Origin of the sequence: Lentilactobacillus sunkii DSM 19904 (assembly GCF_001435575.1) — a bacterium.
Classification (GTDB): Bacteria; Bacillota; Bacilli; order Lactobacillales; family Lactobacillaceae; genus Lentilactobacillus; species Lentilactobacillus sunkii.
In genome coordinates this window covers 20865-39289 of sequence record NZ_AZEA01000006.1, presented here as the reverse complement: position 1 = coordinate 39289, position 18425 = coordinate 20865, and the positions used below count along the sequence as shown (strand labels likewise).

Here is an 18425-nt window from a genome sequence, read left to right as displayed (position 1 = left end):
TTGATGTATATAGAATATAAAATTTTGGGGTTGGACAATAGATTCTATTGTCACTATCTAACATGACAAATGTCACAAAAAGAGAGTGAGAAAAGAGGCGATTTGATCCCAGAATTTAAGGGAATACATCAATTATTCCCGGTTCTGGAATGGTTGGTGTATTCCCTTAAATGGCCGGGATCAGCCGATTTGAGCACGTTTTTGCTAAGTAATAATGACACCACCAAAAATGAGGCTGAGGCAAAAGTTTACACTTTTGTCCCAGCCTCTCGTTGATTTCCTATTAAAGTTCTTTTGCCACATCCCGCACCATTGCCAATTCCTCATTAGCAGGAATTAACAAGATTCGTGCAGATGAATCTTTAGCTCCAAGATCACCGGGTTTTTGTTCTTCATTCAATTGACCATCGAGCTTGATGCCAAAAATCCCAAGCTTCTCGCAGACCTGTTCACGAACCCATTTGTCGTGCTCACCAATTCCACCAGAAAAGACAATGGCGTCAACACCACCGAGTTCAGTGATGTAGCTGGCGGCAAACTTAACCGTTCGATTGACGAACATGTCCAATGCTAATTTAGCCCGATCAGCATCCGAATCCTCCAAATCACGCATATCAGAGGAGACACCGGAGACACCAAGCAAGCCTGAACGCTTGTTGAACATGTCGATCACTTCGTCAGCACTGGCGCCCATTTTCTTCATAAAGAACGGAACCAGAGCCGGGTCAACATCCCCCGAACGTGTCCCCATTACAAGGCCGTTCATCGGTGTGAAGCCCATTGAGGTGTCATAACACTTGCCATTTTTCTCAGCGGCCACAGACGCTCCTGAGCCCAAATGAAGGGTTACCAGCTTAGCCTTGTCATTGCCCAACATTTCTTGGGCTTCCTGGGTAATAAAGCCATGATTAATTCCATGTTCACCATAGCGGCGGATAGTAAATTTCTTGGTCAGCTCATAGGGAATCCCATAAATCGAGTTGACTTCCGGCACGTCTTTAAAGAAGGCACTGTCAAAGACCGCGTACTGATCAGTATCAGGAAGAATTCGCCGAATGATTTCAATGTATTCAGCTTCAACCGGATTATGAATGGGGGCAATATCTCCCAATTCGACAATCTGAGACAAGCTGTCGTCATCAATTTTAACCACTTTATCAAAGATATCGCTTCCGGCAACAACCCGGTTACCAATGGCGTCAATATCTCTCAAGTGATCGATGACACCCAGATCCTTGAGATTGTTCAGCATGATCGCAGCTGAGCGTTCGTAGTCGATTTTGTCTTCTTCGGATTTGTATACTTTACCATCGCCATACTTGATTTTAACCTTTGAACCCGGCATGTTCAGCCGTTCAACTTCACCATCGGCCAGCACGGTTTCTTGAGGCATATCGAATAACTTGAATTTTAAAGACGAACTTCCTGCATTAACAATCAGAACTTTGGACATAATCAGTACCTCCGTTGTTTTAAATTGGAAACTTTCTTTCGAAATGAAAACGTAACCACAACTAAAAGTATACTATTTGTTAACACCTTGTGACAACATTAGCTATTTTTAATTTCAACGGATTACTAACAAACTGAAACAAGGTAGGACAACTCCACAGGAAGCAGCAAAAAAGCACCCAACCAATCGGCCACTGAAAACAGCCGGTTGGTTAAGTGCTTCAATTATTTAATCATCCAGGTCGGTAAATTCACGTTGATAATCCGCGATTCCCTGATATTCCTTAGAGAGATCGCGACTCAGCCGCAAATAAATCGGCATCAATGTTCTGTAACGTTTAAAGACGTCTTCATTTGGCTTATAAACGGTTTCTTTGCCCATGTACTTCTTGATGTCTTCAAGGTTGTCTTCCATCCCCAAGGCCATCTTGGCAAGAAACATTGCTGCTAAACTGCCACTTTCGTATGATTCAGGAATCACGATATTGTGTTCAAAAATGTCAGCCATCATCTGAGTCCAAAGAGTCGAACGGGCAAAACCGCCGGCAGCCAGAACTGCTTTGGGTTCACCGGTAACTTCTTTGAGTGCCAGAGTAACTGAATATAGATTGTACATAATACCTTCCATTACAGCACGAATCATGTGAGCTCGGGTATGCTTACGGTTGAGGCCAAAGAATGAACCCCGTGCGTTGGCATCCCACAGTGGTGCCCGTTCTCCACCAAGATATGGATGGAAGATCAAGCCGTCTGATCCAGCAGGAACTGTCGCAGCAATCTTTGAAAGCATGTCATACGAATCAATGTTCAGCAGTTTGGCTGCTTCGACTTCACCGCCAAACAGTGAATCATGAGCCCAATTAAGGACAATTCCACCATTGTTGATTGGGCCCCCGATCAAGTACTTACCCTTCATGACAGGATAACAGTATAGACGCGCTTTGGGATCAACCCGTGGCTTGTCCACAAAGGTTCTGACTGCAGCTGATGTTCCGATATTAATGGCTAATACACCAGTTTGAATGGCGCCGACGCCAATTGTTGACAGGGCACCATCAGTTGCCCCCATGACAAAGTACACATCCTTGTCAATGCCGATAACCTTTGCATACTCTGATTTGATTCCTTGGAACTTATCAGTTGTATCAACCAATTCAGGAAGTTGTTTTTCAGTAATGCCGGTTTCTTTGAGTGCTTCCACATCCCATTCGGAAGAATTCATGTTCAACAAGCCGGTTGCGGCTGCCATTGACACTTCTTCTTTAAGGACGCCGGTATACTTCCAAATGATATATTCTTTGATTCCAACCCAGTAGGCTGCCTGTTTGAAGACTTCCGGCTGTTCATTCTTGAAGTACAGCAGCTTATAAAATGGTCCCATTGGGTGAATCGGTAAGCCGGTTCGCTTATACATTTCCATTCCGCGACCGTTTTCCTTATATTCAGCAGCATACTTTTGTGAACGGTTGTCTGCCCAAGTTAAGGATCTGGTCAATGGCTTAAAATCTTTATCAAGTGCGATCAAGCTGTGTTGTTGGGCCGACCAAGAAATAGCAATCACTTTACCATCTGTAATGTTGGCTTTGGCGACAACTTCCTGCATTGCAGACACAGTGGCATTGAAGATCTCATCGGGATCTTCTTCGGCCATGTCAGGGGTATCCTGGTAAAGTGGATAGCCTTTATTGGCCTTGCCGTAGATATTTCCATCGGTATCATAAATCAACGCCTTTGTGCTGGTGGTCCCAACGTCAATTCCAATAATATAGTCCATAATAATCTCCGTTTCAGCTTCAATGTAACTCTGTCATAACGTACTCAAACGACCTTTTTCAACATCTAAGCCATGAAGCAGTAATCAAACGCACGACTGCGCTCCATCATGTCCATGGCTTAGTGGCAAGGAATCCGAGCTGGGTTTCCTTTAGTCGTCTAAAGTATGAGTCAATTCACGTCCAGGACGTTTGCCGGCAACAATTGCCTTAACGTCGCTGACACATTTTTCGCCCATGCCGTGAAGACATTCGTAAGTATAAGCAGAAGTATGTGGTGTAACCAGGATACGGTCGTTCTTCAAGAATGGATGGTCTGCCTTAACAGGTTCAACTTCCATTGCATCGGCAGCGTAACCTGAGAGTTGACCAGACTTGATTGCAGCACTGATAGCGTCTTCTTCAACCAAAGCACCACGAGCGTTATTACAGATGTAAGCACCCTTTTTAAGGCTCTTGATGGTCTTTGAATTGATCATATGAAGACTGGTGTCATCAAGTGAAGCATTCAATGAAATGTAGTCACAACGGCTGAGCAAAGTTTCAAGATCTACTCGTTCAACGTTATTGTTGGTAAACCATTCTGGTTCAGTTGCGGGATGTGGATCGTTAACTAAGACAGGACCGCCAAAGATACTGAATAATTCAGCAACCCGGCTACCGATGTTTCCACAGCCGATAACACCAAATGTCTTACCACTGAATTCGTTACCCATGAATTGGGCACGGTCTTCATAGCGGCCGGCACGTTCACGTTCTGATGAAGGAACAACCTGACGAACCAATGCCATCAAGTTGGCAAGTTCATTTTCGGCAACTGAGTTACGTTCAACCTTTTGTGGCACGATAGCAACTTGAGTGCCATGCTTCTTGGCTGCTTCAAGATCAACGTTGTTAAAGCCAATTCCATGACGTGAGATCAACAGCAGATCATCTTTGTTATCAAAGAATTCTTTGTTGAAGAATGGGGTAACACTGGCGATGATCACGTTGAAGCCGTGAAGCTTTTCAGCTAATGATTTACCATCGATGTCAGTTGGTAACATGAAACGCTTAACAGTTCCAATTTCTTCCAGTTCCTTCCAATGTTCAGTAAAAACCTGTCCAAAACTGTTTGAATTAACGACCGCAATATTGTATTCCATCATAAACTCTCCTTATTTATATTATGAATCAAAAAATCATTGATTCACTGTCTACTGATATACTAGTTTTCAAAAACCACATTGTCAATCTATTTCTAGTGAAGATTGATTAAACACTGATATGTCTTGGAATCACCAACAGACAAGTGGTGGTTCCCTTCTTTTTGGCTTAACTCTACCAAATCACCATAAACATCGGGTAATCCGTTAAAAGGCTCGATACATAGGAATGGCGCGTTGGCACCTTCCTTTGTCCAGAGGGTGACGTGATCAAAATCTGATACATCAATTGAAACAGCGTGCTCAGTATCGTCTGAGTACAGCTTGACCGACTTAATACCGGTATTTTTGATAATAACCAGGCCTTTTTCAAACATGTTGTGGTCAAGATCAACAATGCCGTTTTTATAGTTGACTAACTTGGTAACCTTCCCAGAACGATAAGGGTTGGGTTTTTTCACGATTTCGTACGTGTCCAAAGATTGTGATGCAGGTGCAAGGTCCAAACGATAATCGTCAAATGACCCTTCACCGTTGATCGGAACGTTAAATGCCGGGTGAAATCCCAGCGAGTAGGAAAGGTCGCCATTACTCTTATTGTCAACCTTGAAAGCAACTTGTAGGCCTGAATCATTCAGTTTAAATGTTACCGTGAATTCAAAATCAAACGGATAATACTTTTTTGTTGATCCATCAGATCGAAGCAATAACTCAACCTGATCATCCTGATGACTGACCACCTCAAAATCGTGATCACCGGCAAACCCATGCTGTGGCATTTCATACTTCTTGCCATCAACCAAATAAGCGTCATCATTGGATCGACCGATCGCTGGGAACAGGATTGGCGCATGTTTTTCCCAAAGCGGGTTGTTCCAGATATAGTCAAAGTGATCATTGTTGCTATACAGGTGGGTCAATTGAGCACCATGCTCGTCAATCTCTGCAGTAAACCGACTGCTTTTTATTGTTTGCATCTATCCGCACTCCTAATGTGTCGAACTAATCTTTATCAAAGAAATGGAACTGGTCATGGGCATTGTTGTAGGAAATATCTTCAACGATCTTGCCCAGATAGTCTTCATCATCAGGTGCCTGGCCACGTTCGGCCCACTCACCAATCACATTGCACAATACTCTTCTGAAGTATTCGTGACGTGGATATGACAAGAAGCTTCGTGAGTCGGTCAGCATCCCAACAAAGTTAGGCAGAAGGCTTTGCTCAGCCATAATTGTCAGCTGGCGTTTCATCCCGTCAAAAGTATCATTGAACCACCAAGCAGCACCTAATTGAAACTTTTGGACACCGTCTTGTTGGAAGTCACCCATACCGGTTGCCAGTTGCATCCAGTCGTTTGGATTCAATGAGTAAATGATCATCTTTGGGATCTGATCCTGTTCTTGAGCGTCCATTAACAGTTTCATGAATTCTTGAGCCAAATCAGGCTGAGTTCCCATTGAGTCAAAGCCGCCATCGGTACCAAAGCTCTTAAGCATTGGCTTGTTGGCGTTTCTGATGACATTCATATGGAACTGCATTGTCCAGTTGAACTCCTTATTCAAATGCATCAAGGCTTCAACCAACATCGTCTGATACTGGTCAACTTCAGTCTTGGTGAGTTTCTTGTTGTTACGGGCTTTGTCGATGATATCGTTCATTTCATCATCCGAAGCTTTAACAAAATGGAAGAAGTTCAGGCCGTGATCTGAAAGGTGACCGCCCAGGCTTTCAAAGTATTCGAAACGTTGACGTAAAGCACCAACCAGGCTCTTGAATGACGTAATCTTCTTACCGGAAACTTTGGCTAATTGATCAAGATAATCGCCATAGCTGTCTGCAGTCAGGTTGAACGCCTTATCGGGACGCATTGCTGGTAATACTTTGAAGCCGTTTCGAGCTTCATCTTCTTTGAGCAATTTATGATATTTCAAATCAGACGCAGGGTCATCAGTGGTGCAGACAACCTGAACGTTTGAACGCTTAATCAAATTACGGGGTTTGAAGTCTTCAGTAGCCAAAAGTTTGTTGGCCTTTTCCCAAATTGCAGGAGCTGTTTTGGTATTGAAGACATCATTGATGCCAAAGAAGCGGCGAAGCTCAAGGTGGGTCCACTCAAATAATGGGTTACCAAGGGCTTTTTCAATGGTTCCGGCCCATGCAAGGAACTTTTGATAATCGTCACCGTCGCCGGTAATGAGGTCCTCAGGAACACCGTTGGCACGCATCAAGCGCCATTTGTAGTGGTCACCAAAGCTGCCTTCATTAATCCAAATTCTGGAAATATTTTTGTAATTCTTGTTCTCATAAATCTCTTTAGGATCCAAGTGGCAATGAAAATCAATGATCGGCATTTTTTCAGCGTGATCATGGAATAACTTTTTAGCCATTGGGGTTGTTAACAGAAAATCATCATCCAATAATGACATATTTACGTTCTCCTTAATTAAATTTCTTTAGCGTACTTTGACAATGTATCTTCAAGTGTCTTTCGAACGGCACCGACACCGGCAATTTGTGAGGCAAAGTATCCTTCAACAACTTCTCCCAGGCCGATGGCATAAAGGTCATGACCAAAGATCTTCTTGTTGGATAAAATGTCCTTCAAATGAGCGTGAACATCAGTCTTTTCACCGAGCTTAATGTCGGCAACTTTAGGCTGGAGTTCTGATAACATTGGGTCCCGACTTGGTTCAAACGGCTTGCCCTGATCATCAATGGCCATCAGGTAACGGCACCAGGTTGCAAGGACAAGTGGGATAAAGTGCAAGTCTTTAGGATCACGTTTTGGATCGTCGATATAATGCTGAATTGTTACGCCATAACGGACAGACAATTTCTGTGAGGTGTCTGAAGCAATTCGTTGTGGCATATCAGGAATATATGGGTTGGGAAGACGCTTGTTAACCAGTTGGTCGATAAAGGTCTTGGGGTTGATAACCTTGGGATCCTTAACTACCGGCAGGCCTTCAACGTAACCGATTTGCTTGATCAAGTTGAGCATGTCGGGGTCACTGACTTCTTTGGCAATCGAATCAAAACCAAGCAGACTGCCGTTAACCGCCAATGCGGTGTGCAGTGGGTTCAAACAAGTCGTTACTTTCATCTCATCGGCATCGTTAACTGTCTGGCGATCCGTTAAAGTAACGCCGGATGCTTTATCCAATGCTGGACGGCCATTTGGAAAGTCGTCTTCGATAACCAGGTAATGCACTTCTTCAGTATTGGTAAATGCAGCAATGTTGGTATGACCTGGGGTATGGAAGATCTGATAGTCTTCAAAACCGTCTGTTTTAAGCTTGTCTGAAACGGCGTCTGAAGGGTTCGGTGTGATTCGGTCAATCATTGAAAGTGGGAAGCTGACAGACTTGTCGTCTTTGAGATAGGCGACAAATTCTGCCGGAACCAAACCGTTCTTTTCCCATCCTTCAGCAATGGTCAAGACACTCTTTTGCAGTTTTTCACCATTTTGTGAGAAGTTATCTGTGCTGAGTAAAGCCATTGGGTACTTGCCGGCTTTGAATCGGGCAAACATCAAGGCAGTTAGTGAAGCCATGTTGTTCTTTGGAGCTTCGGGACCATTCTTGATATCGTCCTGGATAGCTGGAAGTAAGTCACCTTGACTGTCCCAAAGGTTGTAGCCTTTTTCAGTAATTGAGAAAGTAGCAAGTTGAAGGGCTGGATTTTCGAAGATGCTGAATAATTTCTTCCAGCCATCAGGATTGCTTTGGTCGAAGAAGAGCGAGTCGGCAACTGAAGCAAATAATTCTTTTTCAAACTTGCCGTCTTCGTGAGTAATCACTCTTAAAATTCGATCGTTAAATTTTTTGTATGCGTCTTTGACAACGTCTTTATCGTGGGTTTCGGCAACGACAATACCTGCATCCAGATCGCCTGATTCTAGCAAGCGGTCCGCAATAGCTGCGTGAAAAGCTCGGAACAAGTTACCACCGCCGAAGTGGACCCATTTGGTGGCGCCACTCTTTTGCTTAATATCATAGGTTGGAACCTTAATTCCAGCGTCGGTAAATTCCTTCTTGTTGTTCAGGTAATCATCCGTAATTTTTACCATTAATTAAACCTCCCGTATTGCGTTACATAAGTTAAAACTTGAGGCGTATGAGTGAAAAATCAGAACTGGTACACCAGTCTCCTGAATACGCTTTCGCTTTTATTATATTCTGATATATCAGATTGTCAATACCCTAGTTTTTTCAACGATCCTCGTTAACTTTTTCACCAATCTATGCTAATATTATGGTATCTAAAGGAGAGTTATTATGTTGGATAATATGCGCAGCGACGCTTACAATGAAATTAAATATCGAATCATTCATTTTGACTATATTCCGGGCCAAAAGATCTCGGAAAAAATGATTTCCCAAGAATTAAACCTTGGCCGGACCCCCGTCAGAGAGGCAATCATTCGAATTGAGCGTGAGGGTTTGATCGAAGTGATACCTCAGAGTGGGACCTATATCACCAAGATTGATATGGCAGATGCCAAAAATGCCCGTTTTGTTCGCAGCTGCATCGAGCCAAAAATCATGGTAGACGCTGCAGTCAATATTTCTGACGACGACATTAGTGCAATCCAAAAGAATTTGGATCAACAGCAACAAACGGCTTTGAAAAATGAGCCGGACAATTTCTTTGATTTGGATCAGGAATTTCACCATGCCTTTTATAAAGTTGTTGATAAAGACACTGTTTGGAATTGGCTGCAGATTAACAACACCCAGTTGAACCGCTTCCGTCGTTTGCGGTTAAAGGAAACCGAGTTGGATTGGGATACACTTACCAACCAGCATCAGGCAATTTTTAATGCCGTGAACAACAAAGATATCGATGATCTCAGCTTTCTGGTTACCCAACACCTGCACTTGATGTTGCTGGAAAAGCAGAAGGTTGTCGATGCCTACCCAGATTATTTCAAGAACTAACAAATTAAATTTTCAAAATAATCGATATATAAAAACGAGGACTGTCAAGATAAGTGATCTCATGCTTATCCTGGTAGTCCTCGTTTTGCTGTCAAGTCAACGTTTACAATCAACTAACATATGTTTAGTGAGTCACACCATTCCATTTACGCTAAAATATCTATGAGTAATCATTCATATTTTAAAAGGGGGATTCATCATCGCAAAAAACAAATCTTATCGTAAAAACATGAGGTGGCTGTTATTTCGTGTTTTAATTGTTTCGCCACTCATCGTCGGCTCCACCGGGGCATTTGGCCTTGGCTGGTGGTGGGCAATGATTCCGGCTCTTCTGTTGAACTGTCTTTATTGGTACCGGTATAACAGTAAGCTTTCTATTTCAGATTTTTCAAAAGAAATTCGGGCACTGGTCATCGGGTTCATTTATTACTTCGGAATATTTTCAATTATCCTGATCGTCAACCGCTACAATTTCTATCAAATTTCGATCTACTATCCATTTTTAATTATTCCGTATAACCTATCAACGATCGCCGCAGGTGGCTTCATGTTTTACCACAATTTGGGCTGGATGTTCATCGGGACGTTCTGGTCATCGATCATTGGCATGTTGATTTATCAGCTTAAGATCCACAAACTGCCAAAATTGAATAATCGAAGAATTGGTGCCCTGATTATCTTGGTGCTCGTCAGTCTTCTGCCTTTCTATCAACACTTTGCGACAGACCTTCGATTTACTCAAGACTATGGGATGTCCAGCGAGCTCAGCCTCAGACAATATCGGCCGTTCATGAAAAACAAACAACTCGCCCAGCTGGGATCCCCTGCCAAGCTTCGGATCACTCAACACTACCCAAGGTTAAATGGCGCAACCGCCCTTTATCCAGTATATTCAGCCGCGGCCCAGGCAGTCTATTCAGGAATGAACACCAAGCAGGCTAAAAAGATAATCCGTGTTGATACAACACCAAAAGCTTTCAATAGCTTAATCCATAAAAAATCTGATATCAGCTTCATGGCTCAACCTTCACCTGTACAAATGAAGGCGGCTAAAAAATCTCACGTGCATTTGAAGATGACCAAGCTCGGGACTGAAGCTTTTGTTTTCTTTGTGAATAAGAAAAATCCAGTCAACAGTTTAACGATCTCTCAAATTCAATCGATCTACCAGCGCAAGACGATCTTCTGGTCCAACGTCGGCGGTAATTTTAGCCCAATTCAGGCCTTCCAGAGAGCTGAGGGCTCCGGCAGCCAGACGGCCATGGAACAGCAGGTCATGAAAGGCAAAAAGCTGGTTAAGCCTTTGAGGTATCAAAGTACCGATGGCATGGGATTCTTAATTGATGAAGTGGCTGGCTACAATAATCATTCAAACGCCATTGGCTATTCGTTCAGATTTTATGCGACCCAAATGAAGCAGAATAAAAAGATTAAAGTCATAAAAGTTAATGGAGTTGCCCCAACCGCAGCTAATATCCGAAACGGTAAATATCCGCTGGTTGGCAGTTTCTATGCCATCACCCGGGACCATCCATCACAGAACAGTCAGCGTTTGATCGATTGGCTTACAACTAATCAGGGGCAGAAGTTGATTGATCGCACAGGGTATGTTGGCATTAAATAGATGTTGGTGTTAATTTGTCAAATGATACAAAATAGAAGCTGGGACAAAAGTCCCAGCTTCTATTTTGTGCTAAACATATTAAATTTCTTATTCGATCCAATTAGCTTCAGAAAGCACTCCAACTCACACACTGAAAACCAAGCGATGTCCTTGTGGTTTCTTGGCCCTAAATCAAAAATCTGAATATCCTATTTCGTGTTCAATCCGATTATAGCTATGCTTGTTGCAAGTTAGTATCTGACTTCTAGCTCTCTGCTTTATACGAAATACGATATTTGCCAGAACCAAGGACAATGTGGACGGAATCTTCGGACATCGCATCAGTTCTACCCTTACCTGAGGTTACTTCAACCGATTCACTATTTTCAGGAAGAATAACAGTGGCCTTTGAATTCATTGGGACATCTACGGTAACGATTTGTTTTTCACCATTGGCTGACAAAGCGGCTTTGATGATTCCTTTTGAAGATGGTGTTTCAACGTTTACGTGCTGGACGTTCCCGGAACGAATCTTAACATTAAACGTTTCAAATCCCGGCTTAGTTGGGTTAATTCCCATAATTCCTTGGACAATTGTCAACCCGGGTGTGGCACCCCAAGGATGAGACATTGTCATATTTGGCTTGTAGTGATTGCTCCAGGCTTCTGGGGCAATGGTAGCCTTCAAAGTGTTCAAAATGGCAGCAAACGTTTTTTGGTCTTTACGATCATCGGGGTTCGTCAACAAGCGAACTGCATCATCAGCGTGCCCACTGTCAATCAAACCTTTAAGCATGAAGTAGATGAAGTAAATGCTGCCGACAAATTTACCATCATTGGCCACAAATTTACTCATCTTATCAGCCATTGCCTGGTCATCATATACGCCGTAGCAAAGTGCATATGCGGTAGAGTGATGAGCTGTATGCTTGTTAACTGAGAGATCGGCATTTAAAGAATCGTAGAAACGGCCGGTTTCGGGGTTGTACAAACGGTCAATCATTTCTTTCTTAATTCGAGCTGCCCGACTGCGATAGTGTTCGGCATCGGCAGTGTGCCTGGTGGCTTCAGCAATCTTGCTCATGCTCAGATATGCACCATAGAAAATTGCATTGAACGGTGCGTTATATTCCCCTTCGACAAAGCCGTCACGTTCTGGAATCGGCCAATCGATCAAGCCATCGTTGGTAACCAAACCGACTTTTTCGTCAAAGTTGTCAACGCCTTTAGTATTTTTCAGTGAACCGGTAAAACTCTCCGAAGCACCGTCAAAGCTTTCCTCATTCTTTCCTCGGTTTAGCTTGTATGTTAAATCTTTATATCGTGATTTCATAAACTCATCATTTCCGGTATACAAGTAATCCTGCCAAGCCATCTCAATACTATAAAGCTTGTAATCTTCCGGCCAGGTTGGATTGTCAATCAAATAATCCATACTATGCCGGTTAAGAGAATAATTTGAGGAAACGACAAAACTGGTATTCCCGTTGACTAAAAGGTCGCCTTCGTATGGTCGTCTTTCTCGAGCCTGAGAATCAACATACACATCCTGGTTAGTCGCTTTGATTGTATATTTTGACATTTCGTATTCACGATTTAGTAGGTCATTATCACTATCAAACTTTGATTCTTGCGACTCGAATGGCTGTTCAATTGCCCAACCATTAATATCGTTTTCATGTAAATCGCCTTGGAAACCGACCAACTCAATGTAACGGAAGTTTTTGACCTGAAGCGTTGTGAACTCGTTGGAACCTTTGACAAAGGTCCAGTTTTCAACATAGTCCGGTCCAGCAGCCAATTCATGACGAACATGACCATCGTCTTGAAGCTGCTCACCCATTAATACTGTTACTCGTTGGTCAATTGGACTGTTCAGATTAACTTTTAGGCTTCCAATGATTTCTTTTCCAAGATCAATCAGATAATCCTGCTCACCCAACTTGATAATTTTTTTGCTGGGTTCGTTGGTTTCGAAACGATGGGTGTTTTGACTTCGATATGGAATCAAAACTTCATCATTAGAAATTGCAGGTTCCGGATTAATCCATGCCTGGTCCCATGTATCATCGTTGAAATCCACCTCAGACCAATTCTGTGGATAGTATCGCATGTCAACGTTTTCCGAAATCATGCCGAAGTAAATGCTTCGAATTTTCACACCATAATCACCAAATGCGGTACTGCCGTCCAAGACTTTCCAGTCATCATTAGTGAGAAGAATTTGTTTTTTTGAACCATCATTTAGATAAACTTCCAACTTCGCCCAAAAAGCTTTTCTGTCCGATTCAGCAGTTGCCAGTGCAGAAATGACATTTTCGCCACTGGTTAAGTTTTCAGTTACATCGTACTTGTTATAGTAAATACCTGTTTTATCAGATCCGAGGTAATGAGCTTGCTGATGAGCTGAGCCAACGCCAACATTGGTGCCATTAACAAAGAGATCAAACCCTTGGATAAAGAGCGGTTCATTTCCACGTGAGAATGCTGTAACAATCGCAGTGTCGACATTATTCATATTAATATTAAATTTAGGACTACGAATGAAAACAACATTGCCCAACTTTGGTAGTTCATTGTCTTTTTTAGGGGTGGCTTTTGCCCAGATTCCCTTCTTAGGTGTCGATTCATGCGGATCTGTACAGATAAATTTGTCAGGTTGTGAGAACCCACTTTCATTGCCAAAGTTATCTTTAACCCGAACCTGCCAATAATAAAGTTCGCCTGCTTTAAGATCCTTTTCAATCCCAGGAACCACAACACCAGTGTTTTTTGAAGAATCGACCCAGCCACTGTCAAAGACAAATTCTTGATTGATCAGCTGGTGAAGTCGTTTGGAAACAACAATCTGATAGGCTGTTTGAATACTATTGGAGATGTTGCTGTGATCCCACCAACTAAACTGTGGGGATTGATCAACGTTATATGCAAATGGCATTAAGTTCACATTTAAGTGGGTTGGAATTAATAAAGACTGCTGTTGTTTAGTAGACACAATAATACCTCCTGAGAGTTTTCCTAGTGAATTAATTTAAAATTACTTATTCATATATCAAACCATCAACAGAAGCGTATTTCTTCAATTGCATAAAACTGATATATGAACATTCTTTAGCTTATCTTGTGATATACAATTGGTCAATAAAGCGTTTTCAAAAAATCTGATAATTTCTTATCAGTTGCCTTTGACATGCCAAGTTGACGGAGTTTTCGACAACTATTGAATTCTTCTTAGCCAACCGAAATATGTATATATGATACAGGTGTAAAGAAGATGGGTTACCATTTCACACTGCCCAAAACATTAATAATGCACAGTTACAATTAAAAAAGCCTCAATCATTGATCGTTCGCTTGCGCTGTAAAAAAGCAAACGATCAATGATTATGGCGGTCTTCTTGTGTGAATTCAACTGGACTCGAAACTTTTTTTCGGCTAGATCCCGGAGCTACTTTATAGTAACTGATATACTTCTTATAGAAAAATGTCCGATTCTTGATCCCAACCTTGGTAATAATTTTGGCAACTGGTAGGGTAGTTGACGTAAGGAGGATGTTTGCGTTGATCAATCGCTGCTTTGTGAGGACGTTTGAAAAGGTGTCGCCGACTTCCTTTTTGAATAGATTGCTAAGATAGTTGCGGTTATAATCGTATTTCGCAGCCAATTTTTCAAGGGAAATATCTTGGTAATTGGTATTAATTTCTTTAAGCATCTGAACGGCAATCTGTTGGGGCTTGGACATTGGTTTGTTCATATCCACCTTATAATTTCGAACCAATTGAGCAATCAAAATAGATAAATACGAGCTGATGATGGTATCAGAGAAATCCCGCTCAAGGAAATACTCCTCAATAATTCTATCCAATGTTTCCTGAACTTCCTTCTCGTCTTCATGACCGAAGATCAGAAAATGAATTTTACTGTCATCGCCAATCCGACGGTTCAACAAGAACTCATATAAAACACTTTTACTGCTTCGTAAGTCGCTTAACAAGTCCAAGTTAATTTCTTTATCTCTGAACAACACGTTGATCAACAAATCATTGGTGCCCAAATACCCAACCGAATGCTTGCTACCGACATCAAGAAGCAGTACATCCCCCTGCTCCAGATGAACTTTTTGCCCCTCCACCACTTCATCACAAGATCCCCGAAGCATATAATTGATCTCCAAAAAAGTATGCGAATGAGTTGGATATGGCGCATAGCGATTGTGCTTGCTAACATAAATATTCTTGTTTTTGAACAACGCGTCACTAATAATCGGTGTCTGTTCTTTCTGCGATAATGCCGTATCATACGCATCGATTGGCATGTCGTTATGAAATTCCAAACTCTTAAGTTGCTTTTTTTCCAACTCTGTCGGCTTCATCAGCGTGTTAAGGATTGTATCGAGCATATTATCTGTTTCCCCCTTTTAGACGCTTTTATAGTATGATAACGCGTTTAAATTACAATTGCCTATCTATTTATTTTGATAACATCGCCAGACAAACAAAAGTACTCTAATGACCACCCTATCAGTGGATCATTAAAGCACTTTTACGTTTTTATTAATATACCCGATATTCACCAATATCAGCATGTGGGCCTTCAATAATATGTTGATCGATCATAGCATTATAAATGGCTTTGCCAAAATACATGCTGGATTTAGGATCGAAATGGAATTGATCAAGCAAAGTTCCCTTTTGCATATCAACCACGTGAACATTTGGATCTTCCTTAGCAATTTTCAATAGCCCAGCTTCAACTTTGGCATCATATTGTTCAGAGTTGTGACTAACTGTCCCACAGAAAATCGGTAAGTCCGGCTTGTTGACATAGCTTCTGCAAGCCTCAAATACATCCTTTAAGTTCTGGTAGTAGTTATCAGCCGCTTCTTGTGAGAACGTAGCTCGATCACCTTCGCCTTGATGCCAAATCATTGCTTTGACATCCAAATTTTCCTTGGCATTTTTCTCACACGCTTCAATGATTTGCTTAAATTGAAGCAACAAGGAATTACTTGGGCTGTCCAACTGATCAATATGAGTTGTCCAATGATTATGGCCTTGATGGCCGCCTTCACCGGTTGGGGCAACCGAAGTTCCACCTTCAGAACATTTCATGACGTGCAAATCATAATGAGCTATCTTCGTCAGATAGTAATAGGTTACCAGGTCAAAGCCCCAGCGCTTATCGGAAAGGTCACTCACTTTAATTGAATCCTGGAAGACCCCTTCCTCATGCTTTGGTGTGTAGTTACTGCAGTAGTGACAGTCAGCTAGTGGTAATGAAATTGGATCTGGCAGTTCCGCAATCGGAACTCGACCATCAATATTTGATTGTCCGGCTGAAATGACAGTCAGTGGTTTACGTTCAGTTTCCATTTCTTTCTCCCTTCTGATCGTTGACAGGTTTGCATGAATCCAACATGTTAAAGCTTATCAATTAATCGTTCACGTAATTTCTTTGCGAGATCATCATCAGAAAATTCTCGTGCAATCGTCCAAAGTGTCATGACTCGGGCATCACCAGGTGCTTTGATGAAGCGACGTTCCCAGTCATCCTCATCGGCAGTATCACCAAGTGTTCTTAGGTAATGACGCAAGAACCGCAGCTTGATCGCTGTAAGTGGCATATCATCGTAACCATCATTCTTGTAAAAGTCATACCACTTTGTTGATTTGTGATGACTCTGAGCAAAATTGATTTCGTCCATCGTGTGGTAAGCTTCATCAGCAAGCAGGAATGGCTTCAGGTAATCGTCGTCCTTTTTTGCAGCCATTGACAATTCATAGGCTTGAATGACAAGATGCAGTGCTTTGAGACCGTCTGCCTGATAAAGCGTACTCAAGTATAAATCACCATAAAGTGTCTTGGCATCCTGCTCGTTTTGATCCAGCATTAACTTTTTAAGGTTTACAACTAATTTTTCCCAATTAGGAAGTTTGGGTGTGATCATACCATCAATCTTTTTAACACCATCAGCTAATGAATCATCGCCAACAATCCAACCTGCGTCCGACAGCTTGTCTTTACCGCTTAGCCAGGTCTTGATAATCCGCCTGATTAAGAATGGGGAAAGCTCGTCACCGGCAGTTTCGTCTGAGTGAGTACCGTATTGAACAACGGATTTCCAGTAATCCTCATACAATGACACAATCTCTTTTTGATGTTCTGAATAGTAGTGTTTGACATAGTCATCAAGAATCTCATCATTGGTGCGAGCCTTGTATCCTTTTACCCAAGTCTTGGCAACTTCTCGTAGATAAAGAACGTGTGGTTTGATATTTCCTGTGTTAACCAATTCAAGTGTATCAAGCCCCTTGCTTCGAGCCTTCATCAATTCTGATGAGACAAATTCTGGGCTGTTTGAAAGTAATCCCAAGAAGTTGGATGCTTGCAAGTCATGAAAGGCAACGTGGTAATAGAGGCCGCGTTTACGGTTGTGAGGATTTGGAATGTCCAATAATGGTGAACGCGGATTATCTAATCCCTGTCGTCTTGAAACCATTTTGCCATAACCACTATCGGCCCAGATTTCAATCAAGTCACCAGGAACATCAACCAATCCTTTCTTATACAGACCGGCCAATTCTCCATAGACATTCAGTGCCATTGGAGCACCGGGATCCAATTCTTGAATCATGTCATATTGTTCTTTGATAACGCCATTAACAACATCGGCGATGGCCTTGTCGTCCCATTTTCTGCTGGTATCATCTTCCCAAAACGGCTTGTCGCCTTGGCCACGGAATCCCAAACTATAAATGGTTGGGGTTCCCTTTTGTTCGTTGATTGCATCGCGCCAAAGCTTTCTGAACAAATCAGGATACTTTAAGAATGAGGCTTCCAAGTCCGGATACTCACGAGCAAACATTTTGGCACCAAGTGGCTCAGCGTGATGTTGGGCAATCATCAGGCCAAATTCTTTAGCCGGCTGACGGTTAACCTGCGATTGAACGTCGGTTCCGGGAACAATTACATTGCATCCCACTCGTAAGGCTGTTTCAAAGACTCTTTGCCAAATATACTGTTGAGAATCATGATCGTTCCATCCCCGAAGAAGCAGTTCATCGTTGACAAACCAGCCACGATATTCTGTTTGATAGTCTGGAAGATGCAAGTCAAAATTGGTCCACTCAATGGTCTTTTTAACCTGTGCTACTGTATCCATCCAGTACCAAAAGTCATCAATTTTCAAGATGTCTCGTGAAATTGCGAGGGCACCGTACATCACACCAAGTGAAGTTTTTGACGAAACTGTTACCTTATCAGGAGATGTAAGATCTATTTGAAAATCATCGCCGTCTACCGGTGCTTGCGGATCAACAGTCAAATAGATTTCGTTATCGACATCTTTTTCGGTAGTTACTTTGTTGACATCCCGTTGAAGAATTTCGCAGGCATATTTTAGTACCGAATTACGTAAATCCTGGGCAACAACTTTTGTCCCCTGTGAGATTGTAAATTCTTTATTAGACAATATTTCCATCCTTTCATGGCTTCTTTATTCTATATCCAGT

At 42.2% G+C, this 18425-nt stretch carries 12 protein-coding genes; 2 read left to right on the top strand and 10 right to left on the bottom strand.

Annotated features, from left to right (window positions below; all coding sequences use genetic code 11):
• Positions 1-283 precede the first annotated feature (283 nt).
• From FD17_RS05575 to FD17_RS05550, 6 genes are all read right to left on the bottom strand, one after another.
• Positions 284-1453 (bottom strand): acetate/propionate family kinase, encoded by a 1170-nt coding sequence (locus tag FD17_RS05575; protein WP_057824447.1) that lies wholly within the window; start codon positions 1451-1453, stop codon positions 284-286.
• A 228-nt stretch (positions 1454-1681) separates the two neighbouring features.
• A complete protein-coding gene (gntK, locus tag FD17_RS05570) occupies positions 1682-3226 on the bottom strand; it encodes a gluconokinase (RefSeq protein WP_057824446.1) in 1545 nt (514 codons plus the stop codon).
• 150 nt (positions 3227-3376) lie between these two features.
• Positions 3377-4369 carry a D-isomer specific 2-hydroxyacid dehydrogenase family protein gene (locus FD17_RS05565; protein ID WP_082617140.1) on the bottom strand — a complete coding sequence of 331 codons (993 nt, stop codon included), beginning with the start codon at positions 4367-4369 and terminating at the stop codon, positions 3377-3379.
• Positions 4370-4464: 95 nt separating this feature from the next.
• A complete protein-coding gene (locus FD17_RS05560; RefSeq protein ID WP_057824443.1) occupies positions 4465-5346 on the bottom strand; it encodes an aldose 1-epimerase family protein in 882 nt (293 codons plus the stop codon).
• A gap of 25 nt (positions 5347-5371) precedes the next feature.
• Positions 5372-6796, bottom strand: a complete 1425-nt coding sequence (gene uxaC, locus FD17_RS05555) for a glucuronate isomerase (RefSeq protein ID WP_057824441.1) — start codon at positions 6794-6796, stop codon at positions 5372-5374.
• A gap of 17 nt (positions 6797-6813) precedes the next feature.
• The gene (locus FD17_RS05550; protein WP_057824439.1) at positions 6814-8439 is read right to left on the bottom strand and encodes a mannitol dehydrogenase family protein; all 1626 of its coding nucleotides are present in this window, start codon (positions 8437-8439) and stop codon (positions 6814-6816) included.
• Between the two features lie 208 nt (positions 8440-8647).
• On the opposite strand from FD17_RS05550, the gene FD17_RS05545 reads away from it, so the two are divergent.
• Positions 8648-9310 (top strand): GntR family transcriptional regulator, encoded by a 663-nt coding sequence (locus FD17_RS05545; RefSeq protein ID WP_057824438.1) that lies wholly within the window; start codon positions 8648-8650, stop codon positions 9308-9310.
• A gap of 316 nt (positions 9311-9626) precedes the next feature.
• Positions 9627-10934, top strand: coding sequence for a PstS family phosphate ABC transporter substrate-binding protein (locus FD17_RS05540; RefSeq protein WP_156653608.1), 1308 nt, complete (start codon positions 9627-9629; stop codon positions 10932-10934).
• Positions 10935-11178: 244 nt separating this feature from the next.
• Here FD17_RS05540 and FD17_RS05535 read toward each other — a convergent pair whose 3' ends face one another.
• The 4 genes from FD17_RS05535 to FD17_RS05520 form a co-directional block, all read right to left on the bottom strand.
• On the bottom strand, positions 11179-13851 hold the full coding sequence (locus tag FD17_RS05535; RefSeq protein WP_057824546.1) for a family 78 glycoside hydrolase catalytic domain: 2673 nt from the start codon (positions 13849-13851) through the stop codon (positions 11179-11181).
• Positions 13852-14290: 439 nt separating this feature from the next.
• Positions 14291-15313, bottom strand: a complete 1023-nt coding sequence (locus FD17_RS05530; protein WP_057824434.1) for an AraC family transcriptional regulator — start codon at positions 15311-15313, stop codon at positions 14291-14293.
• A gap of 154 nt (positions 15314-15467) precedes the next feature.
• Positions 15468-16286, bottom strand: a complete 819-nt coding sequence (locus tag FD17_RS05525; protein ID WP_057824432.1) for a sialate O-acetylesterase — start codon at positions 16284-16286, stop codon at positions 15468-15470.
• Between the two features lie 47 nt (positions 16287-16333).
• Positions 16334-18394 (bottom strand): glycosyl hydrolase 115 family protein, encoded by a 2061-nt coding sequence (locus tag FD17_RS05520; protein WP_235803177.1) that lies wholly within the window; start codon positions 18392-18394, stop codon positions 16334-16336.
• Positions 18395-18425: the final 31 nt, after the last annotated feature.